Genomic DNA, 26,180 nt, shown 5'->3' on the forward strand with positions numbered 1-26,180 from the left:
ACCCATGAATCAAGACCTTATCCATTATTTCTTGCTTTAATTCAGGTGAATAATACCTATTTTTACCTTTTTCAACGCTTTCCACGCCATATCGATCCATGAGTTTTATCATGTAGGTGAGATTGGCAATAGTGACCTTGTATATATTGCTAAGGTTGACCCACGACACGTCAATCATTCTCAGCTCTTATATTTCTAGTTTATCTTCATAACTTAATTTCATAAGAAAAACACCCCAATCGTTAGATTTTGTGTCTAACTTTTGGGGTGCAGTTCAATTCCCACTCTTTTTTTAACCTGCTTTTCTTAGATATTATACAATTTCTCGTTCTATTTGTACAATATCGGAGATAGGTACCACAATCACCAACATAAGATAATCAAGACTGTAAATACAACCAACAATGTTGCCATAAAAATTCCATGTAAAATAGTGACCCTTATTTGCCCCACTTTACAAAAATCCTCCCAATTAAATCAGAGGGCATCTTCATATCCTTAAAACCTTGCTAGTTCGAGAGCCATAGGGATAAGTTGTACACTGCACGACAAAAAACAAGTCCAGATAATTCCGAACTTGTTTCCACTATAACCCTAGCTATCCTAGTTCGGGGATAAATTAGTACAGTGTACTACGAAAAACAAGTCTGGAAATTTCCAGACTTGTCCTTATTATAACCCTCGCTATGCTAGCTCAGGGATAAAACAGTCCACCGGACATTGAAAAACAAGTCCGAAAATCTTCGGACTTGTTCTTACTATGGCCCTCGCTATGCTAGCTTAGGGATAAATTAGTACACTGTATTAATTTATTTTTTCAAGTTGTAGAATGAGTTCAAGCCTTTGTAGACTGCAACTTCACCAAGTTGATCTTCGATGCGAAGCAATTGGTTGTATTTAGCGATACGGTCTGTACGTGACAATGAACCAGTCTTGATTTGGCCAGCGTTAGTTGCAACTGCGATGTCAGCGATTGTTGAATCTTCAGTTTCACCTGAACGGTGTGATACAACGGCAGTGTAGCCAGCTGCTTTAGCCATTTCGATAGCTTCAAATGTTTCAGTAAGAGTACCGATTTGGTTAACTTTGATAAGGATTGAGTTAGCAGCACCTTCTTTGATACCACGTGCAAGGTAGTCAGTGTTTGTTACGAAGAAGTCGTCACCAACCAATTGAACGCGTTTGCCAAGACGCTCAGTAAGTGCTTTCCAGCCATCCCAGTCGTTTTCATCCATACCATCTTCGATAGTGATGATTGGGTACTTGTTAACCAATTCTTCAAGGTAATCGATTTGCTCTGCAGATGTACGAACAGCAGCGCCTTCGCCTTCGAATTTAGTGTAGTCGTAAACTTTACGCTCTTTGTCATAGAACTCAGATGACGCACAGTCAAAACCGATCATGATGCCGTTTTCGCCAGCTTCGTAACCAGCAGCTTCGATAGCTTCGATGATTGTTTCAACACCGTCTTCAGTTCCTTCGAACTTAGGAGCGAAACCACCTTCGTCACCAACAGCTGTTACCAAACCACGAGCTTTCAAGATTTTCTTCAAAGCGTGGAATACTTCAGCACCCCAACGAAGACCTTCTTTGAATGAAGGAGCGCCAACTGGCAAGATCATGAATTCTTGGAAAGCGATTGGAGCGTCTGAGTGAGAACCACCGTTGATGATGTTCATCATTGGAGTTGGCAATACTTTAGTGTTGAATCCGCCAAGGTAAGTGTAAAGTGGCACTTCAAGGTAGTCAGCAGCTGCACGCGCAACAGCGATAGAAACACCGAGGATTGCGTTTGCACCCAATTTACCTTTGTTAGGAGTACCGTCAAGAGCGATCATAGCGCGGTCGATAGCTTGTTGATCACGAACGTCATAACCGATGATAGCGTCAGCAATCACGTTATTTACGTTGTCAACAGCTTTTTGTGTACCAAGACCAAGGTAACGAGACTTGTCACCGTCGCGAAGTTCAACTGCTTCGTGTTCACCAGTAGAAGCTCCTGAAGGAACCATACCACGTCCGAAAGCACCTGATTCAGTATAAACTTCAACTTCAAGTGTAGGGTTACCGCGTGAGTCAAGGACTTCGCGAGCGTAAACATCAGTAATAATTGACATTATATTACTCTCCTTATGAGTTTAAAATTGTTACAAAGCTATCATACCTTAAAAGCAGGGATTTTTCAAGAAAAAATAGGTTATTTTGCTGAAAGAAATAATGTAAGCGTCTTCCTTTGCGAACTTTTTCAACTATGTTATACTAATCAACATGACTGATTTACATTCTACCATTTTACAAAAAGCATCTGGCGAGACCAGACTGGACCCTGACCAACAGCGTAAATACATGGGAACCTTCCGCGAACGGGTGGTCCTCATCCTCAATTTTGAAGAGGCCAATCATCCTGACCTGGCAAAGAACTTTGCTTCTATCTGCCAAAAACTCCTGTCAGAAACCAGTCCTCTCTTTCTCAAGTTGTCCCCTTCCCTGTCCGATAGCCTGCAAATCGCACTGATGAAAATTGCTCAGCAGGGGAGCATCACAGCCAGCATTATCGATGAGAAAGTTGGCGCTTCTCCTTATGCTCTCCTATTCCACACGGACCATGCTGTCGATAAGGAGGATATTGCATTCGCAGCAAACTTTCCAGAATGGATGACAAAAATAGAAAAAAAGGAAGATACAAAACCTTCCTTCTGGAAAAAATTATTTGGGTAAGCAAGGCTTGCCCTTTTTATTCCCCAAAATAACACATTCATACTCAATGATTAGGCAATCACAATATCAAGTCCTTGTGCCAGCTGCTGCAACCGGGCTACTTTTTCAATCTGATTAAAGAAAACATAAAGCTTGTCTTCTGTAATTGATAGCAAGCCCGAAGCCAAGCCTTCAGCTTCAAACTTGGCATTGATCGTTACGAGCCACTGAGCAAGATTGGCGCCTGAATTGAGTCCATCCGGATCCAATTTTAGTAAAATACCTGCAGCACGTACCTGTTTGAGCTGATCGAAACCATTGATAAAATCCGTCAAGTCAACTTCTATATCATAAGGGAAAATATAGTCCTGCTTGGTTAACAGCGTGACTAAAATCAACCATAAATTGTCTTTTTCTGACTCCGTCACCTGGTCCAAAAATTGGTCAAACTCCTCAGCTGACAAATAGGACTCGAACATATTCAAAATATGATTGGGATCCGTTGCAAAAACTACCTCTTTCAACTGTGCGAACAGGTCTCTGTCGCTATTTGACAGGATTTCAGCTATTTCAAAAATATCCTGCAATTGATTTTCTGTTAGCATGCTTCCTCCTTCTTAATTCGTAGGAAAATCCCACTGGACATAGGGAGCGACTTCTTGCACAAAATGGTAAATGTCGTTAAAGTCCGCTCCAGCCAGGGCATTCAAATTCACTTCAACTAACAAATTCCCTGAATTTCCAACAATCCTCAGCTTATGCGACAAAAAATCCCGATAAATAGGCCGCACTATATAGCGCATCTCTCCAATTTCTTCCATTGAAAAATGCTGGCGTGGTGAGCCGATTTTTTCCTGAAAGTCCAATCCTTCAGCTGTTAAGAGAAAGACTTCACCCTGCTGGCGCAAGACATACGCATAGATAGCCGATAGGATAGCGACCAGGAGAAAGACAAGTCCTAGTCCAACTGCAGGTTCTGGTTTGGTCATCACACCGATGCTAATCAGCGCCGCAAGGTTAAAACTGACAAGCGGATAGACTAAAGATCGTTTGTAGGAAATCATCTTATAGGTGCACACCTTTCTCAACGAGAGCTTCCAACTCTGTCAAGCGGGCTTCAAAGACCTTGAAGGCATCGTTGAGATAGTCTTCCTTGGTCATATCCACGCCAGCTTTTGCAATGACATTGAGTGGATAATCAGAGCTACCAGCCTTGAGGTAGTTGAGGTAGTTTTCCTTGTCCTCTGGGCTACCATTGACAATCTTGTCTGCCAAAGCAGACGCTGCCGCAAAGCCAGTTGAATATTGGTAAACATAGAAATTGTAATAGAAATGTGGAATACGAGCCCACTCATACTGAATCAATGGATTTTCTTCCGCAGACAAGCCGTAATACTTCTCGTTAAGTTCACCATAAAGCTGGTTGAGGAAGTCAGCAGTCAAGACTTGACCTTCCTGGTCAGCCTTGTAAATAGCCTGCTCAAACTCAGCAAACTGGGTTTGACGGAAGACCGTTCCACGGAAACCGTCGAGGTAGTGATTGAGAATAGCAAAGCGGGTCTTGTCGTCTTCCACTTCTGCCAAGAGCTTCTCTGTCAAGAGATTTTCGTTGGTTGTAGAGGCAATTTCTGCCAGGAAAATCGAATAGTGGCCGTATACATAAGGCTGGTTCTTGCGGGTTAACATAGAGTGCATAGAGTGACCAGTCTCGTGAATCAGGGTGTACATATTGTCCAAATTATCCTGCCAGTTGAGGAGCATGAAGGCGTTGGTGTCATAGGCACCACCTGAATAGGCTCCTGAACGTTTGCCTTCGTTGACATGGACATCAATCCAGCGGTTTTCAAAGGCTTCTTTGACAATGGCCGCGTACTCATCACCAAAGATATCCAAGGTATCGGCACAGGTAACCAAGGCCTCCTCATAAGTAACTTTTGTGTCTGTGCTAGAAAGTGGTGTGTACATATCGTACATCTTAAGGTCGTCAATACCCAAGAGTTTCTTACGCAAATTGATGTAGCGGTGCAAGAGCGGGAGGTGCTTGTTGACTGCTGATACTAATGTATCGTAAACGGACTCTGGGATAAAGTTGGCAGAAAGGGCTGCGTGGCGGGCAGAGTCGTACTTCCGCAAACGAGCTTTCAGGTTATTGACCTTAACGTTAGACTGAAGGGTCTTGGCGTAGGTATGCTGGAACTGCTCGTAGGTTTCGTAGAGTGCCTCGTAGGCCTCTTGACGCACTTCGCGGTTTTTGGACTCCATAAAGGAGATGTAGTTGCCATGAGAAAGGGGCACCAACTTGCCGTCCTCGTCTGCGATTTCTGGGAAACGCAGGCTGGCATTGTCCAAAACAGAGAAGGTTTCAGACGGAGCATCGAAAATCTCACTGGTCGCTGCAAGGACTTCTTCTACTTCCTGTGACAAGATGTGGTCCTTGGCTGCCAAGAGTTTTTCAAATTGGTGACTGTACTGAGTAAGAGCTGGCTCTTCTGCCTTGAAAGCTTCCAGTTGCTCCTCAGTAATGGCCATAAATTCTGGCTCATAGAAGGCGAAAGCTTGTGAAAAGGCTGAATAAAGGGCCAAAGCCTTGGCTTGAAACTCCTGGTACTTGCCTTCTCGAGTATCCTGGTCGTTCTTCATGGACGCATAGACATAGAGCTTTTCAAGTCGGCGCATGAGGCCAAGCTGGGTCTCGCTGATTTCCAAGAGGCTCTTAGCAGAGTCGAGCAAGTGACCTGCAAATTCTTTTGTTTTTTCAGTTTCAGCTTGTAAATCTGCAAGTTCTGCTTCCCAGGCTTCATCTGTTGGGAAAATAGTGGTCAAATCCCACTGGTATTTTTCTTCAATTTCATGACGTTGTTTAGACATAATAAATCCTCCGTTCCTATTATTTTACCACAAAAAAGCCTCGCTTTCCATTGAAAAGTGAGGGCTTACAACCTACTCATCAGTAGTAAAGTAGGTCTTGGCATCTGCTACTGCTTCCTTGACAAATCTGTCATAGAATGCAAGATTGGGGATACCATATTTATTTAACAAATCGTCAACGTAACTGCTTCCTTCAGCATCTTTAATATTACCTTTTTTCTCCTTGCCATCATACTGGTGGGTGAAATTTCCTTGTAAATCAATGAGGAGGGCGCCATCATTTGCAAAAGAAATAGAATAGCCACTGTCTACAAAATACTGGCCGACCTGTCCCTTAGCTGCACTTGCTTTGTCTTCGCCTTCGTATTCATCTGTCGCTACAGTATAATCACCACTTTCAACGAAATAGGTTACCTTACAACCACTTGGATAGGAAAGCATATAATATTCCCCAACGGTTGTATCGGAGACATGAACATACTCAGTTCCATCATCAAAGGTAATGCTGGTACCTCCGCTTTCCGCTATTTCCTTAGAGACTACTTTCTGACTATGTAGGGAGGTAAACTTCTGTACTTCATCCTCATTGATTGTTTGCAATTGCTGACTCGAGGCAGTGCTTGTTTGCCCTTCCTCATACCTGACAGCACAAGCTGATAAGCAAGCTATTAGCAGTAAAGAGGCAGTTACTAAGGTAAAACGACTGAATTTCATTCCACGAACCTCCTTGTAAACCTTTTTTATTATATCATTATTTACATAAATTGTCTATACATTATAGGTGGATACAAGATTTGTCTACTCTTATCTTTTGCTTTGTCGTAAAACCGATCAAATGCTTGGTAAATCGGTGTCAGGTCTTGCTTGATTTGGGCAAAGCCAATGGCAGAGCGGGGCAGACGGATTTGGGGATAGAAGTCTTCCAAGGACTGACTGAGCAAGTTTTTTCCTTGCTGATAGGCCTCCGCCTGTAAGTTCATCCACTTGGGAGTACGGTAATAGAGTTGTTTAGCAACATAGTCTAGCAAGCCCTGATCACACGAACAAGTGAAATATGACAAGGATTGCTTAGCAAATGGTGACCGAAGAACAGACAGCAAATCTCCCTGACCAAAAGGAAAGACCTTGGTCAGACAATGAACCTTGCCCCGCAAATCTTCATGAATGAGGTAACGAAGACGTAACTCTTTCTTCTCGGCATCCAACTCCCAAATGTAGAAGCCCATATTCATACTAAAGGAGAGAAATTGCTTGTGCAAATTGGTCAGTCGTCCCTTGAGCCACAAATCCTTGCCAAGCATCCAAACAACCTGATAACCTGCAACATGATAGGCTATTGTTCTCGCCTGCAAACGAGTAATGGGGAGGCTAGAACATTGAACTTCCAAGGCCAGACTATTATTGACCAATAAATCAGCGACCTGGCCAATCTTTGGCAGGCATTTTTCAAGTTCAACCAGTTCGTTTTTAGCCAACCAGTTATAGAGACTGGACTTAAGTGACAGGTGCTGGGCGGACTCATTCTCGGAGAAGTAACTACAATCCCGCAGGGAAACATGTGCAAAGTGCGAACGCAGAACCTTTCCAGACTTGTATCGGACCAGGCCTCCACAACCCGGACAGGAAAAACTGCCTTGCGGCGCAGGATTTTCCAAGACATTAAAAACTTGTCCATCTTCATCAAGTGCAACTAACATAAAACCTCCTCTCTTTATTAGTTCGCAAAGTTGTGGTAAAATGATGAAAAGGAGATGGAAAATGACCAAAAAAATTGCCAAATGGGAAAAGGACGGCTTTGTCCTACAGTCCTTTCAAGCGGGCTTTGCGGAGAAATACTATGAGGACTGTTTTACCAAGCCTTCCGTTGAAATTTATCGTCTGACAGGGAGTTCGGGAACTTATAAGAAAGAGGATGTTGTCAGCTACTACAACCGGATTGTCACTGACCCTGACCGGTTTGATTTTATAATGATTGCACCTGACGGGACCTTTATCGGTGAGTCGGTTATCAATGAACTGGATTGGGAGAACAGCTATGCTAACTTCCGTATCGTTATCTTTGACGAGGACTATCTGGGACAAGGTCTGGGCACTTGGGCAGTCGAGAAAACCAGAGACTTTGCTTTTGAGCAGGTTGGCTTACATCGCTTGGAACTGGAAGTTTTTTCCTTCAATCCGCGTGCGAAACGTGCCTATGAAAAAGCTGGCTTTCGTTTGGAAGGCATCAAGCGTGACAGCCAGAAGACAGCAGACAGTTATGCCGATACACTCATCATGGCAATCCTAGAAGAGGAATGGAAAGCACTCAAAAAACCAGCTGACTAGGCTGGTTTTTGTGTCTTTTTAAGTAATTTTACCCAATCTGACTGCCGTTTGGCACGGATGGATCGACTGTTAAGAGTGTTAAATTGTCACCATGTTCGGCTGAGAGGATCATGCCCTGGCTGAGCAAGCCCATCATCTTACGTGGCTTGAGGTTGGCAACGATTTGGACTTTCTTGCCGACCAACTCTTGCTCATTTGGATAGTTCTTGGCGATACCAGACAGGATTTGGCGATCCTGACCGTCACCAGCATCCAAGCGGAATTTAAGTAACTTATCAGATCCCTCCACCTTGGCTACTTCCTTGACTTCGGCCACACGGATTTCAACCGCATCAAAGTCCTCGAACTTGATCGCAGCTTTCTCGTTTTTGAGTTCCACGTCGGCTGGGTTCCACTCTTTTTCTTCCTCTTGGGAAATAGCAGAGCTGCCACCCATTTGGGCTTGGATATAGGCGATTTCCTCTTCCATATCCAGACGCGGGAAGATAGGCGTACCTTTTGCGACCACTGTCAAACCAGCTGGAAGACCTGCAAAGTCAAGGTTTTCAAGATCAAATTCTGTTCCCAAACCAAGTTGTTCCATAATGGCATTAGACGTCGTCATCATAAATGGTTGAATGAGGTGCGCCACCACACGAAGACCTGCTGTCAAGTGAGCCATAACCGCTGCCAACTTGTCACGGTCAGCTACTTCTTTTGCCAAGACCCACGGTGCTGTTTCATCGATGTACTTGTTGGTACGGGAGATGATATTCCAAACAGCTTCCAAGGTGCGTGGATAGTCAACAGCTTCCATATACTTGTGGTAGCTTGCCACGTTGTCAGCTACTACTGCCGCCAAGTCTGCATCAAAATCAGTCACGTTGGCCACAAAAGTTGGTACCTGACCGCCGAAATACTTGTTAATCATAGCAACCGTACGGTTGAGCAAGTTTCCAAGGTCATTGGCCAGTTCATAGTTGATACGGCCAACGTAGTCTTCTGGTGTAAAGGTTCCGTCAGAGCCAACTGGCAGACTACGCATGAGGTAGTAACGCAGTGGATCCAAACCGAAACGCTCGACCAACATTTCTGGATAGACCACATTGCCCTTAGACTTGGACATCTTGCCATCTTTCATGACAAACCAGCCATGAGCGACCAAGCGGTCTGGCAACTTCATATCCAACATCATGAGCATGATTGGCCAGTAAATGGAGTGGAAACGAAGAATGTCCTTGCCAACCATGTGGTAAACTGTTCCATTCCAAAACTTGTCGTAGTTGGCTGTTTCTTCCTGACCATAACCCAAGGCAGTTGCGTAGTTGAGCAGCGCATCTATCCAAACATAAACAACGTGTTTAGGATTGGACGGTACAGGTACACCCCATGTAAATGAAGTACGTGACACTGCCAAATCTTCCAAGCCTGGCTCGATGAAGTTTTTCATGATTTCATTTAGGCGGCCGTCTGGCTGGATAAAGTCTGGGTGAGCATTGAAGAACTCAACCAATTTATCCTGATACTTGCTGAGGCGGAGGAAGTAGGATTCTTCTGAAACCCAGGCAACCTCGTGACCGCTCGGAGCGATACCGCCTGTTACCTTACCGTTTTCATCTCGGAAGACTTCTTCTAATTGACTCTCGGTGAAAAATTCCTCGTCCGATACGGAGTACCAACCAGAATACTCTCCCAAGTAAATATCGTCCTGCGCCAGCAATTTTTCAAAAACAGCCGCCACCACTTCCTCGTGGTAATCATCAGTCGTGCGGATAAATTTGTCGTAAGAGATGTCGAGCAAGTTCCAGAGCTCTTTAACGCCAACCGCCATGCCATCAACGTAGGCTTGTGGTGTCAGACCAGCTTCTTTTGCCTTCTCCTCAATCTTTTGCCCGTGCTCATCAAGCCCTGTCAGATAGAAGACCTCGTGGCCCATGAGACGCTTGTAGCGAGCCAAGACATCGCAGGCAATAGTTGTGTAGGCCGACCCGATGTGAAGTTTACCAGAAGGATAATAAATCGGCGTGGTGATATAAAATGGTGTTTTTGACATGTTTTTTCCTTTCCGCGCTAATGGAACGCGTTTTTGATACCAGCCAATTATACCACAATTTGAAGTCAAAAAAAAGACCAGGCAACTGGTCTTTAAAAGTTTTAGTTCCTATATATCAATCTACTTGCTACTCCCATTTCTTGAGTGGATAGTGTTCTGATATATTGTTCGGTTAAATTTATAGCTAAGACATTTACCTTAGAAATTCATTCCTTTCATGTATAAAACATGTCCAATTCGATTAAGACTGTGAGAAAACTACAAAGTATCGGAGTAAATTAAAATATATAGAGTAAAATTTACGACTGCTCATCCATATCATACTAACTACATATCTAAAAAAATGCAGCTTAAACGATTTCAATTGCTATAACTTTCTGTTTTTTCAGAGAAAAACGAAGGCAACATTGTTAAATCTATCATCAGAGGACCTTCATGGAGAATACACTCTTTTCTTTAATAGCCTATCTCAACCAATTCAATTGCTTTTATTGTGTCGTCTTGGTAGCTAACTTTGCAAATGAGATAAAACTCTGGAAATTCTATCGCCTGAGTATCATATAGAAATAAATCGGCCTCAAAATCGCTGGCCGTGACGTTTAAAATTGAAATTTCCGTCTCCTCAAAGGGAATGGTATGGAAGGCAGTCAGTTCTTGGTCATTAAGGAAATTTTGAATCTCTTGGTGAAACTCTTCCCAACTTTTCTGAGAGGTGTCAAATCGTTTGTAGGCATCTGAGTAGTTCCCTTTTTGAAAATCTAAATAAATCGCCCTGAGACACTTTTTTAACTCCTTATCGAGTTCTGGAGATAGACGTTGCAAAGCATCAGAAGTCTCTTTTTTCTTTTTTGGGAATAGAGTAGTAAAAAGTTTTATAAGGCCTATTAGGATGATTCCCTCGATCATGCTCAACAATAATGGAATCAGCCCCATCAGTAATAGTTTTACTGATGTAGTCCAGCTATCAAAGTATCCCAAGGCTAGTAGCACAACAACAGCGATGATAAATGGCCAATTTTTTTCACGCTTGACTTTCTTCGTGTAAATCGTTGACTGTTTCTTAGCTAGTTCTCTATAATAGGCATTTTCAAAATTTGTTGTCGCCCAAGTTTTGAAAAACAAATTGTAATATATATATCCAAAAAGTGGGGAAATCGTAAAGAACATAGCAATATTTACAAGCCCCTCAGGCCATCCCTCTCCCTTTGTAATGAAAAAAAGAACCAAGGAAATAAGACCGATGAATAGAGAAAGAGCAATCGAGGGGAATTGTATGGCCTCCCAAAAAGCCCAAAACCTTAATTTTCTGGTATATTTACTTTGTACTTCGCTACTAATATACGCCCCCATAGCCAGATAGTAATCCTCAAAGGATGGATAGGAGGTCTTGCTCCCGTGCGTAACGCCATGAACATTTCCCTCCCGATCAAAATAAGACAGGGAGACAGAAATATCTGCTAAGTGGTCATCGATAATTGTTGTGATAAAAGACATGATAAACTCTTTTCTAGTAAGATGTCGAATAGCGTCTACAATTCCAGTTTTCTTGCTAATGTTCCCATTTTATCATATTTTTGTGCAAAAACAAAGCGACTTCCCATCCACAATCCTTCTAAGATATGTTATACTAGAAGAAGTTATGAAAAAGAATGGGGTTGTCTATGTTTTCACCTAAAAATCTCTTAATCCATCTATTTTTTGTTATTATTTGTGTCGGAATGCTCTTAAATGACGTTCAAAATACCGGCCTGATGTGGAATATGCTCTGGGCCTTGTTGGCTTTGGACTTTGCTATTTTGGTTCGCCAAAATAATCATACTGCCAGCAAGCTCTTGATTACACCATTTTGGCTCTTCTTCTATCCTAATACCTTCTACATTTTGACCGAACTGGTCAATCTCCAATTTACCAGCACAGCCCTCTGGGAAAGCAACAGCTTGCTCCTCTTTATGCTCTATGTCCCAGCGATTCTCTTTGGAATTATGGCTGGCGTGGAAAGTTTAGAAGCTATTTTCAAAAGCTACAATGTCAAATTCTATGGCTTGCGTTTGCTGATTATTGGTAGTCTATCCCTCTTTGCTAGCTATGCTATTTATATCGGTCGCTATGCCAATATTCGCTCTTGGGATATTTTCACGCGCCCCCTTGCTGTTCTTAATAATATGGTCGCAGCAATGTCTTGGGATACCTTCCCTTTTATCTTTGGCTTCACCCTCATACAAATCATGGTCTTGGTCTTTGCCGTTGATGAATAAATGAGTTGAAAGAAACAGGTCAGCTGTTTCTTTTTGTTTTCTAATTCTTAATCCATTCTTAAACGTGTTCAAACAATACAATGCCTAGTCCCCTTTTTCTTCCTGGATGTGATATACTAGCATTTATATTCTACAGAAAGAGGTTTACTATGTTTACTAAGAAAAATGTTTTTATCCATATTTTTTTCCTCATCATCGCTGCCGGTCTAAAGCGTTACGGTGTCACAGCACCAGACTTGACTTGGAATATGTTTTTGGCTTTGGTAGCACTTGATTTTGCTATCCTCACCAACCACACAAAATCTAATATCCTCAAAATCATTGCTGGCCTCCTCTGGCTCTTTTTCTACCCCAACACCTTTTACATGGTGACGGACATCGTCCACATGCATTTTGCCAACACGGTCCTCTGGCAACGGGAAAGCATGATCCTTTTCATGCTCTATGTCCCAAGTATTTTCTATGGGGTTATGACTGGCGTGGAAAGTTTGCGGCTGATTTTCTCTGCCTTCTCTATCAAGTCCTACTGGTTCAGGCTGTTTCTGATTGGCGGTCTTTCCCTTCTATCCAGCTTTGCCATTCACATCGGACGCTATGCACGGCTCAATTCATGGGACATCTTTACCAGACCAAGCCTGGTTGTCAGTGAAATGATTGAAGTCATTTCCTGGGCTGCCCTGCCCTTTATCCTGGGCTTTACCTTTATACAAATCATGGTCTTGGTCTTCTCCATTGACGAATAGTAAAAACCGGCAACAGCCTTGTACTGTTACCGGTTTTTCTTATCCAAAATGGAGTTGTTCAAATATATCTTCCAAGTCGGCAATGATTTCCCGATGAAAATCCAAATAATAGGTTTTCTGTTCAGAATCTGGCAGTTTTTCAATATCTGCTAAAATGTCCTGATAGCGTCGTAGAAGGTTCTTACCAGCCACTTCATCTATCTCATCCATTTCACCGATACCTGCTGCTATGTCATCTAAGTTGTCATATTTTGTCAGCATAGCCTCGGTCCACTCCCGCTTGTCCTTGTTGAGAGTGACAATCTTTTCTGTCAACCAGTCTTCAAACCTTGCCTCTTCTGTCAAAGACTGGTTATTTGCAGCCTTAATCACTTGGTCAGTTCTACTTGAACGAAGGTAATTTCGATAAAACCAGACGGCAAAAAGAATGACTAGAATGATATTGACTGGAAAAACAAAGCTAAGGGTGAACAGTACGGTCAGCCACAAGATCAACTTGAAATCTCTTGCCGCTTTCTCTGCCTGTTTGTTCTCTTCTTCCCACTCATCCAATATAGCCTGGGCTTGGGCAGCATAGGTTTCAACCAATTTTGCCAGTCGGACCTTTTTTTCTGGGTCATCTTCCAACTCCATAGCCAAATAGGCTTGATTCATGCGGGCCTTGGCCGCCTCATAGGTCTGAACTGTCCCCAAATAGGCCGCATTGCTATTCATCTGATTCAGCAAGCGGTCCGTCTGCCCTTTGATAAAAGACCGATCTCTTGATGTTAATTTACGGTAAGGCACAGCAACCCCTCCCTGTATATCTGAAATATACTACCATTGTACGATAGGTTCCATTCTTTTGCAATGCTTCAATATCATTATTTCCGTCTACCAAATACTAGACTAAAAATGACAAAACCACCTGCCAATGCACAAATGATTACAGGGAGGCACAATTTACGATAAAAACCAAGGCAATACTTTGTCCATCTGTCCTTCTTTCTATTTCCTACGAAAGAATGTGAAAGCAATCGCTATGGCGATAATGCCCACCAGATAACAAATCGCAAATGTAAAAAATAGAAACGAACAATATATTTCTCCAGTAATTTGGTTGATAAATAAGATTGATTTGTCAAACTTCATAATTTCAATTTACTTTATCATCTTTAATCTAAAAAACTTTACATAGGAATATAAAGTATCGTAAATCTGGAACAATTATTTTTCATAAATCTATGTCACTCATCTGATTGATAATCTTTATAGTATAAATCATACCATTCTATCATAGCTTGTACTGTTTGAAATGAAATATTTTCAATTTCAGCACGACCATCTTTCAATGCAATCAAACTCATTCCTCTTGCTTTACCCTTAGTATCTCTAGAGATTCTATAGCGTGTGACTTTTTTCTTTTTTTACAGATGAGCAATACTGTACATCATCTTAAAACAAGGATTTCTAACTCTCCATCCTCCTCTCCATCTCCTCCATATCATAGTCAAAAAGCAGGTTATGGCAGTCCGTAAAAAGTTGACGACGCTTGTCATCATCCACCACCGCGATATCCACTCCCCTATCGTCATAGCAATGATACAGAACCTTTTCCTTGCTAGAAAGGAAGGTAACTGAAGCAGAAAGGTAGTGAAATCCACCATGGTCGGCCTTGATAATCTCCCACAACAAAGCCTTCAAATCTTGGTCAGCGACCGGAAAAAGATAGCGTTCATAGACCAGCACTTCTCCCGTCCAGTCCTCCACTTCTATCAACTCAGGCTCAGGGACCTTGTCGAAATTAAATTTCGATGTAAAATGCCAGAGGTAAGTGTCAATCTCTCTTCCTTCCGCATGAAGTAGGGAGAGAACTAAGTAATCGTATTCTGAAGCTGCCCGCTCCAACAGCTCGACTGCACGCGAATAAGCCCTCTCCAGGTATTGAAATTCAACCAAATATTCTGCATCATCTGCAGGTCCAATCTCAAATCGGAGCGCCAGAGGGGTCGCATAAAAAAACGGACCTACCAATGGCTTGTTTTCTAATCGAAACTCCTCGATCCAGTTATTAAAAATCATCGTTTGCTACCTTTCAAAAAAGCATGCCATTTTCATGACATACTTAATTTCTCTTATAACAATTCATTCAGCGGTGTGAAGATAATCCTCTCCAAATCAGCTACGTAGGTTCCCAACTGCTGTTGCTTGCTGAAGTACTCTGTCAAAAGAGCGTTACCTTGAACCTGCTTATTGAAGTCCAGCATCTTTTTCTGGTCCACTTCAGTCGGAATGTCACCAGCCTGCAATTTAGCCTGGATAGACTTTTGGAACTCAATGTAGCCTTCCAAAATAGACTTGGCTTCTGGATTGGCTTCCACAGATACCTTAACCGCTTCAACCGCCTTGTATTCAGGCAAATTGCGGATAGCACGCTCTAACTCATTGGCAATATCATAGATATTTGTTGACATAATTTTCTCCTAATCTAGGTGGATTTGGTAGTCCGTCTGCTGACGCAACCGTCCAGCAGCATCCTCCAAATCTTCCTTATTTTTAAACGTAATTTGCAAGATACCGTAAATATCCTCACGGTTTTCCTCGTTGATACGGATATTGACGATAGAAATACCTCGCAGGACCTCCAGCACCTTCAAGACCGTGTCTTCCTCATCCGGAACATTGATAAACAAATCATAGAAGGAATCCACACCAGCCCGCTTATGAATTTCCATAGCCTTGCGCATCTTCCGTCCATGGTCGAAAAACTCCCAGATAGCATCCTGGTCTTTTGTGGACAATAGCTGAGCTACTTGGTCCAATCTCGCCTTAAATTCCTCAATCCGTCCCAGAATCGGCTCTGGATTGGTCACCAAAATACTGGTCCACATGCCAGGCTCACTCTCAGCAATCCGCGTCATATCCCTGAAACCACCTGCCGCAAAATTATTAGTGAAGGGATGGTCCAGAGCATAGTCCCCAGCCTGATTCATCAAACTAGATGCCAAAACGTGAGGAAAATGGGAAACCTGACTGGTCACCCGGTCATGCTCCTCCGCATCGATTTGCACAAAACGAGCACCGGTCCCCGACAACAAATCTGTCAATCGTGGCACTGCATCTGGCTTGGTCAGACTAGAAGGCGTCATGATAAAATAGGCATTTTCAAAGAGCAAGCTATCTGCCGCCTCAGCGCCCGATTTATGGCTACCTGCCATGGGATGTCCACCAATAAAGTTGATACCTTTGGGTGCCAGGTATTCCTCAGCTGCTGCCACAATGGCCACCTTGGTCGAACCTGCGTCAGTCACAAGGACATTTTCTTTTAAGTCCAATTGGCTCAGTTCTTTGATAAATTCGATAGTCTGCTGGATAGGCACACATAGGATAATCACATCTGCCTGACCTGCATACTGGGTAAAATTGTCTGTCGCCAGGTCCACCATGCCCCGCTCCAGAGCCACGCGCCGCGATTGCTCACCGCGATTGTAGCCAATGATTCGGTAATCTGGGTGGGCCTTCCGAATACCCAGGGCCAAAGAGGCCCCAATCAGCCCCAAGCCTGCAATATAAATCGTTTTTGTCATGAGACTCCTAGAAATTCTTCACATAGTCACGGTGGCTAGCCACAGCTGCCTTGAGTTCTTCCAGGTTATCAGATGAGAATTTGTCCAAGATTTCTGTCGCAAGAACTGTCGCCACAACAGACTCCATGACCACTCCCGCCGCTGGCAAAGCCGTCGGATCGGAACGCTCCACCGTCGCCTTGTAAGGCTCGTGAGTGTCAATATCCACTGACATAAGCGGCTTGTAGAGGGTCGGAATTGGTTTCATCACTCCCTTGATGACCAGGGGCTGACCATTGGTCATACCGCCCTCAAATCCACCGAGATTGTTGGTGCGGCGAGTATAGCCCTCTTCTGCATTCCACAGGATTTCGTCCATGACCTGGCTACCTTTTAGATAGCCGGCCTGGAAACCAACCCCAAATTCTGCCCCTTTGAAGGCATTGATAGACACAACGGCCTGGGCCAATTTTGCATCTAATTTTCTATCCCATTGTACATAGGAACCAAGACCAGCAGGCACTCCACCGACAACTGTCTCGACAACACCACCAATCGTGTCTCCGTCGCGTTTGATTTGATCAATGTAATCCTTGATTTCCTGCTCACGTTCCTGGTTGACAATGGATACTTCAGACTTAGCAGCCAATTCACGAATTTCTGCAACAGTCAGACCATCTGGAACGTCGATTTCCTTGCCACCGAAGACGACAACGTGGTTGGCAATTTCAATATCCAACTCAGCCAAAATGCGCTTGGCAACGGCACCTACCGCCACCCGCATGGTCGTCTCACGCGCAGATGACCGCTCCAAGGAATTACGAAGGTCGTCAAAACGGTATTTCATCCCGCCGACCAAGTCCGCATGACCTGGACGAGGATGCTTGATCCGGCGTTTAGACTTGAGCTTGTCCTCAATATCTTCCACTGCCATAATGTCCAGCCACTTCTGGTGGTCTTTGTTGGTCACATTGAGCGTAATCGGTGCCCCAGTCGTCTTACCATGACGAACACCAGCCGTGATTTCCACACGGTCTGTCTCGATTTTCATCCGACTTCCGCGACCGTAACCGCCCTGACGGCGAATCAAGTCCGCATTGATGTCATCTGCAGTCAATGGAAGGCCGGCAGGAACTCCCTCAATAATAGCTGTCAAACGTGGTCCATGGGACTCTCCAGCAGTTAAATATCTCATCCTAATTCTCCAAAATCTCTAAAAACTTGCGGGTATTGGCCAGGGACATTTGCCCAGGCGCAGAAACCTCATCTAAACTTGCAAAGGTCCAGCATGAACCAGTTATGTGACCAGCGATGCGAGTGAGTTTACCCAGCTCACCCATGGAAATCGTCGCAAAGGTCTGCTCTGCATTGAGGGTTTTGAAACCTCGTGTGTAGTTCATCACATCCAGAACATCCTGCTCTGACTTAGCCATCACAGCAATCTTAACAACAGCTGGCGATAGACTAGTCAATTCAGACATGATTTCCAGATAGTTGGCCGGTGTCTCCTCAAAGTTGTGGTAGCTCAGCACCAAATTTGGAAAGTCCAGCATCTGGTCGAAGACGGCCTTATATGAATAATATTCAAAATCAATGTACTCAGGCTGATAAAGTCCAGCAACTTCCTTAATTAAGTCCACATATTCCTGGTCATCTAGGTCCAGATAGCCACCCTCACGCGTCGTACGAACCGTGAAAATCACTTCCTTACCATTGCATTTTTCAAAAATAGCAGGCGCAAGAGTCAAGATAGCTTCTTTTTGCAGATAATCTGCCCGCCATTCAATCAAGTCCGCCTCGGCCAGACGCTCAACGTCTAAGGCTTCCACTTCCTCCAAATTTCTAGGCATAATCGGAACGACTATTTTCATTTTTTCACCTGTATTGTAAAGACCTTAAGGTAATTACTACTTTCATCTTTTTTATTGTATACAAAATCCGACGGAAGACGATAGGTCGTCACATAGCGATGCTTGACAGCGCCGAATCCTTTTTCAATCTGGTCCTTGAATTTCTCCAGGGAAAGATTGGCCGCATTGGTTGACAAAATCAAATGACCATTTGGCTCTAAAATCTCCACCGCCTGACTAACCAGCTTATGGTAGTCCTTGGCAACCGAAAAAGTTTGTTTTTTATTACGGGCAAAGCTTGGTGGATCAATAACGATAACATCGTAGGTCAAGCCCTTACGCTTGGCATATTTGAAGTATTCAAAAACATCCATGACCACAAAGCTATGTTGGTCAACATCCACACCATTTGCCTCAAAATGCGCCTGGGACAGCTCCCGAGATCGCTTAGCCAAATCAACAGAGGTCGTCTGGCTGGCTCCGCCCATAGCCGCTGCAATCGAGAAGGCTGCCGTATAGGAAAACATATTGAGCAGGGATTTTCCAGCTGCGAGACCATCTATTAGTGAGCCACGGACCTCATGCTGGTCCAGAAAAATTCCCGTCATCAATCCATCGTTCATAAAAACTTGATAGCGGACACCATTTTCCAAAACCGTAAAGGTATCTGGAGCCTCCTGACCGTATAGATGTGCACTCTCATAATCCAATCCCTTAAAACGAATCTTTTCATAGGCACCTGCAAGCTCTTGATAAACCTGGCTAAAGGCAGAAATAATCACCTCTTTGATGCCATAAACAAAGGAATTATACCAGGAGAATACAGCATAGTCAGCATACAAATCCACTGTAAAACCACCAAAACCATCGCCATCTTGATTGAAGAGACGGAAGGCAGTCGTCTGCTCAGAATGGAGATAGGCCTGCCGCTTAGATTTGGCGGTCTCAAAGAGTTTGACAAACCATTCCTCTGTCACTGCCTGCTTGGTAGAACTAACCAACCAGCCATAGCCCTTATTCTCTTTGGAAATATAGGCCTGACCAATAAACTGATTGGCTTGATTATAGAGTTCCACCCACTTGTCCAGCTCCGGTTGAACCAAAAAATCGTGTTCCAGGAGCCCATGCTGTCCTCTTTTTAGCCTTTTTTCAGCTTTGGGATGTAGAATCAATTTCATGGAAATATTATACCAAAAAATTATTCGATTCACAAAAAAACTCCTAGAATTCAAGTATGTTTTGAAAATGTGGTATAATGATGAGAACCTATATTCACAGACCGGAACTCTTATATAGAGCTAGTTTCTAAAACTGCCTTCGGTGTGAGGGGGCTTATAAAATTTTTTGAGAGGACAGAGAGGACTTTAGAATGGTGAAAAAGATTAGCCAATGGATGAAACAGCACCTGAGTGGCCGACTGGCTTTTATTCTTGCTCTCCTGACCAGCTATTGGCTCAAGGCCTTGTGGGCCTATTTTGTTGACTTTAACCTGGACCTATCCAACCCCTACCAGTTGCTGATTGCCATTATCAACCCTATTCCACTGGGGCTGCTGCTGCTGGGGCTGGCCCTCTATATCAAAAATAGCAAGCTCTTTTACGCAACTGCAGGGACAATTTACTTCCTCCTCTTTGCCTGGCTGTTCGCAAATGCCGTCTACTACCGAGAATTTTCAGATTTCTTCTCCGTCTCGACTATTTTGGCATCTTCCAGCGTTTCCGAAGGGTTTAAGGGACAAGCAGTGACCAAGTTATTTCGTCCCTGGGACCTAGTTTATTTCTTAGATTTTGTTGCCCTGATTTTCCTGATTCGCGCTAAAAAAATAAGCTTAGACCGTTCAGTTTTCCCTCAGAAACAGGCTCTGGCCCTAACGTCACTATCTGTTCTGCTTTTTTCGATCAACCTATTCTTAGCAGAAATTGATCGCCCAGAGCTCTTGTCCCGCGGTTTTTCCAATACCTATATCGTTCGGGCCCTGGGCTTGCCAGCCTACTTAAGCTATAATGCCAACCAGACCTATTCTGCGGAGAAGGACCGTTCCGGTGCCAGCGCAGCCGATTTGGAGCCTGTGCAAAGCTTCATCCAAACCAATTATGCAGCACCAAATCCTGAATTTTTTGGCAAGGCCAAGGGGAAAAATGTCATCTACCTGCACCTGGAAAGTCTACAGCAGTTCATCATTGATTACAAACTAGAGGTCGACGGCCAGGAATACGAGGTTACTCCCTTCCTCAACTCCCTCTACCATTCCAACTCTACCCTTGCTTTCTCAAACTTCTTCCACCAGGTCAAGGCGGGGAAAACCTCCGATGCTGAGACCATGATGGATACATCTTTATTCGGACTCGACCAGGGTTCCTTTATGGTCCAGTATGGGGGAAGCAATAGCCAGCAAGCTGCTCCCTATATCCTATCCAAGTTGGCCGGTTACGACTCAGCTGTCTTCCACGGAAATACCGGCACCTTCTGGAACCGAAACAACACTTACAAGCGCTGGGGATACAACAACTTCTTTGATATTTCCTACTTCTCAGAACCGACGGAAGAAAATTCCTTCCAATACGGGCTCAATGACAAGGTTGTCCTGGCTGATTCCATTCAGTATCTGGAACTTCTCCAGCAACCATTCTACGCCAAATACATTCTCGTATCCAATCACTATCCCTTCACAACCAGCTTGAGCGGCGACGAAGTCGGCTTCCCACTGGCCAAGGGAGAGGATGCGACCATCAATAGCTACTTTGCGACAGCAAACTATCTCGATGCAGCAGTCAAGGCTTTCTTTGACTACCTGAAAGAAAGTGGCCTCTACGAAAATTCTATCATTGTCCTCTACAGCGATCATTACGGTATTTCTAATTCCCGTAACCCGGATTTGGCTGCCCTCATTGGCAAGGACCCAGAAACCTGGTCCGAATACGACAACGCCATGTTACAACGGGTTCCCTACATGATTGTGGTACCTGGAATGACAGAGGGACGAATCATTGATACCTACGGTGGCGAGATAGACTCCTTGCCAACCATTGAGCACTTACTAGGCATTGAAACCAGTCAATTCCTACAAGTTGGACAAGATTTACTGTCACCGCAGAAACAACAGATTGTTGCCATGCGAACAGCAGATACCTTTGTTACACCAGAATATACATCCTATGCCGGCAAGCTCTACTACACCGATAGTGGCATCGAACTCACCAATCCAGATGAAACGACTTTGGCTAAAATCGAAAATATAAAAAATCGGGTAGCTTCTCAGTTAGCAACTAGCGATGCCATTCAAACTGGCGATCTCTTCCGCTTCTTAAAAACCGATATCGGATTCCCAGATGTTTCAACTTATTCCTATCAAGATTCCCTGAAAAAACTGCTAGAAAGAGAAGAAACACTTGGTCAAGAGTCAACCAGCCTCTGGGCACGAAAAAATAAACAATCGACCATCAGTCTCTTTAAAGCACCGAGCTATCAGGAATTACATAAAGAAACAGCTGGGACAAGTGCGACAACTTCCAGCGACACAGATGATTCTGACACAACAACGGAAACTAGCACCAGCGCAGGGAATTAGGAAATGGGAGATAAGCTAACTTCCTTTCCCTGTGTCATTAATTTGAAACCTGTTGACATATTTCACTACTCCTTAGAATGACCATTCTGAGGAGTTTTTCTATGCAGATTGCACCTATACAACTGTCCTTTCAACCTTAATCCAATTGCTTCGCTGCAATCTCCAAAGCGCAAACAAGGACCGAAGCTACTGCTTCAGTCCTTAATCTTCTGTTAATAACGAATGCTTTCGCGAGTCTTTTCGTATGAACGAACAAAACGTTCTGTAACGCCTGGTTCAACTGCTTCCAAGGCAAATGAGATTTCTTCAAATGATGCTTGATAATCAAAATCTTTTTCAAAAATTGCAAGCGAACGATTGAAGGCTTTTTGAATATTCTCGTCGAATGAACGGTAGCGGTTAGAATACTGAAGCAACTGCTCTGTCAGTGTAGAATACTGAACGATTGAATAGGCGATTTCTTCTAATTTTTCCATATCATAGGTCGCATTCTCCAACAATCGATTGATGATTTCAATATTGATTTTAGAATACTCTAACTCTGCTGCCAAAGCTTCCACCTGATCGCTGGTACGGAAGAAACTTGAAAGGAAATATTCTGGAATACCAGGAAGATTTCGTTTTTCCATAAAGCGTTTCAGGGTGTGCAGCTTATGAATGTAGAGATTTGCTTTGATACGAGCCGATTTTTCTGAATCCTCTTGGGTCTTGAGATAGTCTGCCAAGACTAGTTGCTCTTCTTCAATTTCTTTCAAACTTGCAAGGGCATGTTCCAAGCGCTCCTGAAGAATTGAATAGGCTACCTGAGGATTGTCCAAATCTTCAACACCTTCTGTCACAACAGCATCCAGTGATGTCAAGCGATTTGCTAATTGTTGAATACGAGAAACCTTGCTATCCGCCAAAACGTAGGTAGCTTGAAGAAGGTTAACCTCTTCTGTCAATTTGTCTGAATTGCTGCGGATATGCTCCAAATACTTGGGCAGGGTTTTGCTGATTTTAACTGTCTCTTTGTGAGCATCAATTTCCTTCTGGAATACATCATAGAGATGGTCAATGCGCTCTTGAATGTGGGTATTTTCAGCCTCAGCCACATCCAAATCAAATGACACGATGAGGGCTGAATTTTCACGAATAGCAACACGGATTTCCTGGAAAGTCGACTCAATGTCCGTCTCTGTGAACAGGTAATTCTGCTCAACCAACTTACGGTAACCAGACTCCAAATCTTCCAACTGCTCTGGGAAGTCTACATCCACTTTCTCCACCAAGGCAGGGATTCGATCCATGATTTGATTGAGGGCAATCATGTGCTCCTCTGTCTTGTTCAGAATTTCAGCTGCCTCAAGCGGGTCACCAGAAGAATTGAGCATAACGAATTCTGAAAATTCAACTTCGATATTCTTAACTTGCTTTTCAAGCTCTGGAAGTGTATCGCCGTACTTGCCTGAATTTTTCTGCAGAGTTGCCTGCAATTCTTCAAACATATCCAAGGCGTATTTGACACGACCAGTATTTTTCTCTTCTTGTTCGGAAAGCTCTGCCAAGCCTTGACGGATTGACGTGATATCTTCTTCAATCAGGTCAATCTGGCTCTCAATGCTGTCAATAGCATTCTTTGTGCTGACAAAGCGGAAAGCATTGTTAAACCCTTCTGCTTCAAAAATATGGTTCTCAATATCTGCAAATGAATTGAGGGAAAGGTCCACCCATTTTTGATTCCACTCGCGGAAGGAAATTTGACTCTGACCAATCAAGTGCAAGGTCTTTACCTGCTCCACTTCATCATTCACAGGCAGGTTAAATAGCTCTTCCTTACGATCCTCCAATTGAAGCAACTTTTGCTCGTTTTTCTTTCGGATAATAAGGCAGGCTACATAGGCAACAATTAAAATGACAACAATCGCTACGATTAAATAGATTGTTCCTCTAGACATGTAGTTCTCCTTAGATAGTATGGTAATTTACTAGAATATATCGCCTTATTATACCATATATTGCTAGCTAGTGCACAATTTTTTTCAGTGAATATGTTCTAAATATCCAATGTTGAGTAAACCGCATTTTCCTCGATAAACTCGCGACGGGGTTCAACCTTGTCTCCCATCAACATATCAAAGATTTTATCTGCCTCAGCAGCATCATCTACTGAAACTTGTGCCATAAGACGATTTTCAGGATTCATGGTTGTTTCCCAGAGCTGGTGATCGTCCATTTCTCCCAAACCTTTGTACCGCTGAATGGTTGGCTTGGAACGTCCTGTACTATGTCTTTCTAAGGCTGCCTGGAGTTCTTGTTCTTGATTGGCTCCTGGTTGGATGTATTCCTTAATCTCACTTCCGACCTTGACACCATAGATTGGTGGCTGGGCAATATAGACGTAACCCGCTTCGACAATCGGACGCATGTAACGGTAAAAGAGGGTCAAGAGAAGGGTTCGGATATGAGCTCCGTCGACATCGGCATCGGTCATGATGACCAATTTTTGGTAGCGTGCTTTCTCAACATCAAAATCTGCCCCAAAACCAGTCCCCATAGCTGTAAAGAGACTACGGATCTCTTCGTTAGCCAGGATTTTATCCATGCTGGCCTTTTCCACGTTCAAAATCTTACCACGGATAGGCAGAATGGCCTGGAACTCACGGTCACGACCGGATTTAGCCGAACCACCAGCCGAATCCCCTTCGACGATAAAGAGCTCTGTCTTAGTCGCGTCATTTGACGAACAATCAGCCAATTTACCAGGCAGGTTGGAAATCTCCAAACCTGACTTCTTACGGGTGACTTCACGCGCCCGCTTGGCAGCAATACGAGCCTTGCTGGCCAGAATGCCTTTTTCTACAATTCGACGGGCAATCTGTGGATTTTCCAAAAGAAACTCCGCAAAGGCGTCTGAGAAGAGACGGTTGGTGATTTTAACAACTTCGCTGTTGCCCAGCTTGGTCTTGGTCTGACCTTCAAACTGCGGTCCAGGGTGCTTGACAGAGATAACGGCGGTCAGACCCTCACGAACATCCTCACCAGTCAGATTGTCCTCATTTTCCTTGAGGATTTTATTTTTCTTAGCATAGTCATTGATAACACGAGTCAGGGCCGTACGGAAACCTTGCTCATGGGTACCGCCTTCATGGGTATGGATATTGTTGGCAAAGCTGACCACATTTTCATGGTAGCTGGTCGTGTACTGCATGGCCACTTCGACGGTGATGTCATCCATCTCACCGTCTGTGTAAATCGGCGTCTCAAAGATGACATCCTTGTTTTCATTAAGGTACTCAACATAAGAAGCAATCCCACCTTCATAGTGGTACTCCTTGGTCTGCTCCTGCCCCTCACGCTTATCGCTGATGGTCAACTGCAAACCACGGTTGAGGAAGGCCAATTCCTGGATACGTTTATTGAGCTTAGCAAAGTCAAACTCGGTCGTTTCCGTGAAGATTTCTGGGTCTGGAATAAAGTGAACGGTAGTACCATTGCGGTCTGTCTCACCAATGACCTTCAAATCATCTACCACTTCACCACGACGGTATTCTTGATAATATACCTGACCATTTTTATAGACATGGACATCCAGCTGGGTAGACAGGGCATTGACGACCGATGAACCTACACCGTGCAAACCACCTGACACCTTGTAACCACCACCGCCAAATTTACCACCGGCGTGGAGAACGGTAAAGACTGTCTCAACGGCCGGACGACCTGTTTTTTCCTGAATATCAACCGGGATACCACGGCCATTGTCAACAACCGTAATCGAATTATCTGGCTCAATAAAGACTTCAATCTTGCTGGCAAAGCCTGCCAGTGCCTCGTCAATCGAGTTGTCGACGATTTCCCAAACCAGGTGGTGGAGGCCTTCTTTAGAAGTAGACCCGATATACATACCCGGACGCATGCGAACAGCCTCCAGTCCCTCTAGGACCTGAATTTGACTGGCATCATATTCCTGGGCTTTTTCTTGTAAATCTTTGATTTCTTCTGTCATGTTCATCCCTTATTTTTCTAGTTATACTCAATGAAAATCAATCTAGCCTAGCTTCAACTGTTTGGGGAACAGTTGAAGGCTGGAAATAGAGCGAACTTGTTCGCCTCAAAAACGCCGAAGGTAGAACTCTGTCGTTCTCTCGTTTCAAGGTGACAGGCTGAAAACCTCCCCCGGAGCTTTTCACTCACCAAGGCACTTGACGACGGATATTTTTGATTTTCGAAGAGTATTAAAACATTCTAACGAATACCCTTCATTATACCATATTTTAGCGCCAATTCCTACTAAAAGCAGACAATTCCCCTGAGA

22 protein-coding genes and 1 pseudogene are annotated in these 26,180 nt (G+C 43.8%); 5 read left to right on the forward strand and 18 right to left on the reverse strand.

Translation table 11 applies throughout. The features are described from left to right. Positions 1-178: pseudogene (locus tag ACHBID_RS05975) on the reverse strand (IS3 family transposase); the annotation flags it as partial. 631 nt (positions 179-809) lie between these two features. Next, positions 810-2,117: a surface-displayed alpha-enolase gene (eno, locus tag ACHBID_RS05980; RefSeq protein WP_394731881.1), complete on the reverse strand. Its 1,308-nt coding sequence runs from the start codon at positions 2,115-2,117 to the stop codon at positions 810-812. A gap of 151 nt (positions 2,118-2,268) precedes the next feature. Between eno and ACHBID_RS05985 the strand changes: the two genes are divergently transcribed. Beyond that, a complete protein-coding gene (locus ACHBID_RS05985; RefSeq protein WP_394731880.1) occupies positions 2,269-2,718 on the forward strand; it encodes a DUF1694 domain-containing protein in 450 nt (149 codons plus the stop codon). 50 nt (positions 2,719-2,768) lie between these two features. Here the strand turns inward: ACHBID_RS05985 and ACHBID_RS05990 are convergent, their stop codons facing one another. From ACHBID_RS05990 to ACHBID_RS06010, 5 genes are all read right to left on the reverse strand, one after another. Next, positions 2,769-3,302: a DUF6630 family protein gene (locus ACHBID_RS05990; RefSeq protein ID WP_394731879.1), complete on the reverse strand. Its 534-nt coding sequence runs from the start codon at positions 3,300-3,302 to the stop codon at positions 2,769-2,771. Between the two features lie 12 nt (positions 3,303-3,314). Then, the gene (locus ACHBID_RS05995; RefSeq protein WP_394731878.1) at positions 3,315-3,761 is read right to left on the reverse strand and encodes a hypothetical protein; all 447 of its coding nucleotides are present in this window, start codon (positions 3,759-3,761) and stop codon (positions 3,315-3,317) included. 1 nt (position 3,762) lies between these two features. Beyond that, positions 3,763-5,565 carry an oligoendopeptidase F gene (gene pepF / locus ACHBID_RS06000; RefSeq protein ID WP_394731877.1) on the reverse strand — a complete coding sequence of 601 codons (1,803 nt, stop codon included), beginning with the start codon at positions 5,563-5,565 and terminating at the stop codon, positions 3,763-3,765. Between the two features lie 72 nt (positions 5,566-5,637). Next, positions 5,638-6,279, reverse strand: a complete 642-nt coding sequence (locus ACHBID_RS06005; protein WP_394731876.1) for a hypothetical protein — start codon at positions 6,277-6,279, stop codon at positions 5,638-5,640. 41 nt (positions 6,280-6,320) lie between these two features. Beyond that, entirely contained in the window at positions 6,321-7,262 is a 942-nt protein-coding gene (locus ACHBID_RS06010) for a competence protein CoiA (protein ID WP_394731875.1), read from the reverse strand. Positions 7,263-7,323: 61 nt separating this feature from the next. Between ACHBID_RS06010 and ACHBID_RS06015 the strand changes: the two genes are divergently transcribed. Beyond that, positions 7,324-7,890, forward strand: a complete 567-nt coding sequence (locus ACHBID_RS06015) for a GNAT family N-acetyltransferase (RefSeq protein WP_394731874.1) — start codon at positions 7,324-7,326, stop codon at positions 7,888-7,890. A gap of 28 nt (positions 7,891-7,918) precedes the next feature. On the opposite strand, the gene metG is transcribed toward ACHBID_RS06015, so the two are convergent. Together metG and ACHBID_RS06025 are read right to left on the reverse strand one after the other, a co-directional pair. After that, complete coding sequence (gene metG, locus ACHBID_RS06020) at positions 7,919-9,922, reverse strand: methionine--tRNA ligase (RefSeq protein WP_394731873.1); 2,004 nt, start codon at positions 9,920-9,922, stop codon at positions 7,919-7,921. A gap of 456 nt (positions 9,923-10,378) precedes the next feature. Next, a complete protein-coding gene (locus ACHBID_RS06025; RefSeq protein ID WP_394731872.1) occupies positions 10,379-11,416 on the reverse strand; it encodes a hypothetical protein in 1,038 nt (345 codons plus the stop codon). A 224-nt stretch (positions 11,417-11,640) separates the two neighbouring features. On the opposite strand from ACHBID_RS06025, the gene ACHBID_RS06030 reads away from it, so the two are divergent. Further along, a complete protein-coding gene (locus ACHBID_RS06030) occupies positions 11,641-12,177 on the forward strand; it encodes a DUF1361 domain-containing protein (protein ID WP_394731871.1) in 537 nt (178 codons plus the stop codon). Between the two features lie 149 nt (positions 12,178-12,326). Then, positions 12,327-12,920 carry a DUF1361 domain-containing protein gene (locus ACHBID_RS06035; protein WP_394731870.1) on the forward strand — a complete coding sequence of 198 codons (594 nt, stop codon included), beginning with the start codon at positions 12,327-12,329 and terminating at the stop codon, positions 12,918-12,920. Positions 12,921-12,959: 39 nt separating this feature from the next. On the opposite strand, the gene ACHBID_RS06040 is transcribed toward ACHBID_RS06035, so the two are convergent. The 7 genes from ACHBID_RS06040 to ACHBID_RS06070 form a co-directional block, all read right to left on the reverse strand. Then, complete coding sequence (locus tag ACHBID_RS06040) at positions 12,960-13,706, reverse strand: hypothetical protein (protein WP_394731869.1); 747 nt, start codon at positions 13,704-13,706, stop codon at positions 12,960-12,962. 663 nt (positions 13,707-14,369) lie between these two features. After that, complete coding sequence (locus ACHBID_RS06045; RefSeq protein WP_394731868.1) at positions 14,370-14,981, reverse strand: DUF3885 domain-containing protein; 612 nt, start codon at positions 14,979-14,981, stop codon at positions 14,370-14,372. Between the two features lie 53 nt (positions 14,982-15,034). Continuing rightward, entirely contained in the window at positions 15,035-15,373 is a 339-nt protein-coding gene (locus ACHBID_RS06050; protein WP_105110968.1) for a YlbF/YmcA family competence regulator, read from the reverse strand. Positions 15,374-15,382: 9 nt separating this feature from the next. Beyond that, the gene (locus tag ACHBID_RS06055) at positions 15,383-16,486 is read right to left on the reverse strand and encodes a prephenate dehydrogenase (protein ID WP_257104265.1); all 1,104 of its coding nucleotides are present in this window, start codon (positions 16,484-16,486) and stop codon (positions 15,383-15,385) included. Between the two features lie 7 nt (positions 16,487-16,493). Next, on the reverse strand, positions 16,494-17,660 hold the full coding sequence (gene aroC, locus ACHBID_RS06060; RefSeq protein WP_394731867.1) for a chorismate synthase: 1,167 nt from the start codon (positions 17,658-17,660) through the stop codon (positions 16,494-16,496). A 1-nt stretch (position 17,661) separates the two neighbouring features. Next, complete coding sequence (gene aroD / locus ACHBID_RS06065) at positions 17,662-18,336, reverse strand: type I 3-dehydroquinate dehydratase (protein WP_105160665.1); 675 nt, start codon at positions 18,334-18,336, stop codon at positions 17,662-17,664. Continuing rightward, positions 18,333-19,493, reverse strand: a complete 1,161-nt coding sequence (locus ACHBID_RS06070) for a class I SAM-dependent rRNA methyltransferase (protein ID WP_105111003.1) — start codon at positions 19,491-19,493, stop codon at positions 18,333-18,335. Before ACHBID_RS06070 ends, aroD begins: the two co-directional genes overlap by 4 nt. Before the next feature lie 194 nt (positions 19,494-19,687). Here ACHBID_RS06070 and ACHBID_RS06075 point away from each other — a divergent pair, with 194 nt between their 5' ends. After that, positions 19,688-21,883 (forward strand): LTA synthase family protein, encoded by a 2,196-nt coding sequence (locus ACHBID_RS06075; RefSeq protein ID WP_394731886.1) that lies wholly within the window; start codon positions 19,688-19,690, stop codon positions 21,881-21,883. 212 nt (positions 21,884-22,095) lie between these two features. On the opposite strand, the gene ezrA is transcribed toward ACHBID_RS06075, so the two are convergent. Beyond that, entirely contained in the window at positions 22,096-23,820 is a 1,725-nt protein-coding gene (ezrA, locus tag ACHBID_RS06080; RefSeq protein WP_172010041.1) for a septation ring formation regulator EzrA, read from the reverse strand. Between the two features lie 98 nt (positions 23,821-23,918). Further along, on the reverse strand, positions 23,919-25,871 hold the full coding sequence (gyrB, locus tag ACHBID_RS06085) for a DNA topoisomerase (ATP-hydrolyzing) subunit B (protein WP_105110973.1): 1,953 nt from the start codon (positions 25,869-25,871) through the stop codon (positions 23,919-23,921). Positions 25,872-26,180: the final 309 nt, after the last annotated feature.

The organism is Streptococcus sp. A25 (assembly GCF_043674095.1).
In the GTDB taxonomy this organism is placed as follows: domain Bacteria; phylum Bacillota; class Bacilli; order Lactobacillales; family Streptococcaceae; genus Streptococcus; species Streptococcus suis_V.

What these genes read in the sequence shown, in the direction of transcription:
- eno (WP_394731881.1), bottom strand. Translation starts at nt 2,117, where the DNA reads ATGTCAATTATTACTGATGTTTACGCTCGCGAAGTCCTTGACTCACGC.
- ACHBID_RS05985 (WP_394731880.1), top strand. Translation starts at nt 2,269, where the DNA reads ATGACTGATTTACATTCTACCATTTTACAAAAAGCATCTGGCGAGACC.
- ACHBID_RS05990 (WP_394731879.1), bottom strand. Translation starts at nt 3,302, where the DNA reads ATGCTAACAGAAAATCAATTGCAGGATATTTTTGAAATAGCTGAAATC.
- ACHBID_RS05995 (WP_394731878.1), bottom strand. Translation starts at nt 3,761, where the DNA reads ATGATTTCCTACAAACGATCTTTAGTCTATCCGCTTGTCAGTTTTAAC.
- pepF (WP_394731877.1), bottom strand. Translation starts at nt 5,565, where the DNA reads ATGTCTAAACAACGTCATGAAATTGAAGAAAAATACCAGTGGGATTTG.
- ACHBID_RS06005 (WP_394731876.1), bottom strand. Translation starts at nt 6,279, where the DNA reads ATGAAATTCAGTCGTTTTACCTTAGTAACTGCCTCTTTACTGCTAATA.
- ACHBID_RS06010 (WP_394731875.1), bottom strand. Translation starts at nt 7,262, where the DNA reads ATGTTAGTTGCACTTGATGAAGATGGACAAGTTTTTAATGTCTTGGAA.
- ACHBID_RS06015 (WP_394731874.1), top strand. Translation starts at nt 7,324, where the DNA reads ATGACCAAAAAAATTGCCAAATGGGAAAAGGACGGCTTTGTCCTACAG.
- metG (WP_394731873.1), bottom strand. Translation starts at nt 9,922, where the DNA reads ATGTCAAAAACACCATTTTATATCACCACGCCGATTTATTATCCTTCT.
- ACHBID_RS06025 (WP_394731872.1), bottom strand. Translation starts at nt 11,416, where the DNA reads ATGTCTTTTATCACAACAATTATCGATGACCACTTAGCAGATATTTCT.
- ACHBID_RS06030 (WP_394731871.1), top strand. Translation starts at nt 11,641, where the DNA reads ATGCTCTTAAATGACGTTCAAAATACCGGCCTGATGTGGAATATGCTC.
- ACHBID_RS06035 (WP_394731870.1), top strand. Translation starts at nt 12,327, where the DNA reads ATGTTTACTAAGAAAAATGTTTTTATCCATATTTTTTTCCTCATCATC.
- ACHBID_RS06045 (WP_394731868.1), bottom strand. Translation starts at nt 14,981, where the DNA reads ATGATTTTTAATAACTGGATCGAGGAGTTTCGATTAGAAAACAAGCCA.
- ACHBID_RS06050 (WP_105110968.1), bottom strand. Translation starts at nt 15,373, where the DNA reads ATGTCAACAAATATCTATGATATTGCCAATGAGTTAGAGCGTGCTATC.
- ACHBID_RS06055 (WP_257104265.1), bottom strand. Translation starts at nt 16,486, where the DNA reads ATGACAAAAACGATTTATATTGCAGGCTTGGGGCTGATTGGGGCCTCT.
- aroC (WP_394731867.1), bottom strand. Translation starts at nt 17,660, where the DNA reads ATGAGATATTTAACTGCTGGAGAGTCCCATGGACCACGTTTGACAGCT.
- aroD (WP_105160665.1), bottom strand. Translation starts at nt 18,336, where the DNA reads ATGAAAATAGTCGTTCCGATTATGCCTAGAAATTTGGAGGAAGTGGAA.
- ACHBID_RS06070 (WP_105111003.1), bottom strand. Translation starts at nt 19,493, where the DNA reads ATGAAATTGATTCTACATCCCAAAGCTGAAAAAAGGCTAAAAAGAGGA.
- ezrA (WP_172010041.1), bottom strand. Translation starts at nt 23,820, where the DNA reads ATGTCTAGAGGAACAATCTATTTAATCGTAGCGATTGTTGTCATTTTA.
- gyrB (WP_105110973.1), bottom strand. Translation starts at nt 25,871, where the DNA reads ATGACAGAAGAAATCAAAGATTTACAAGAAAAAGCCCAGGAATATGAT.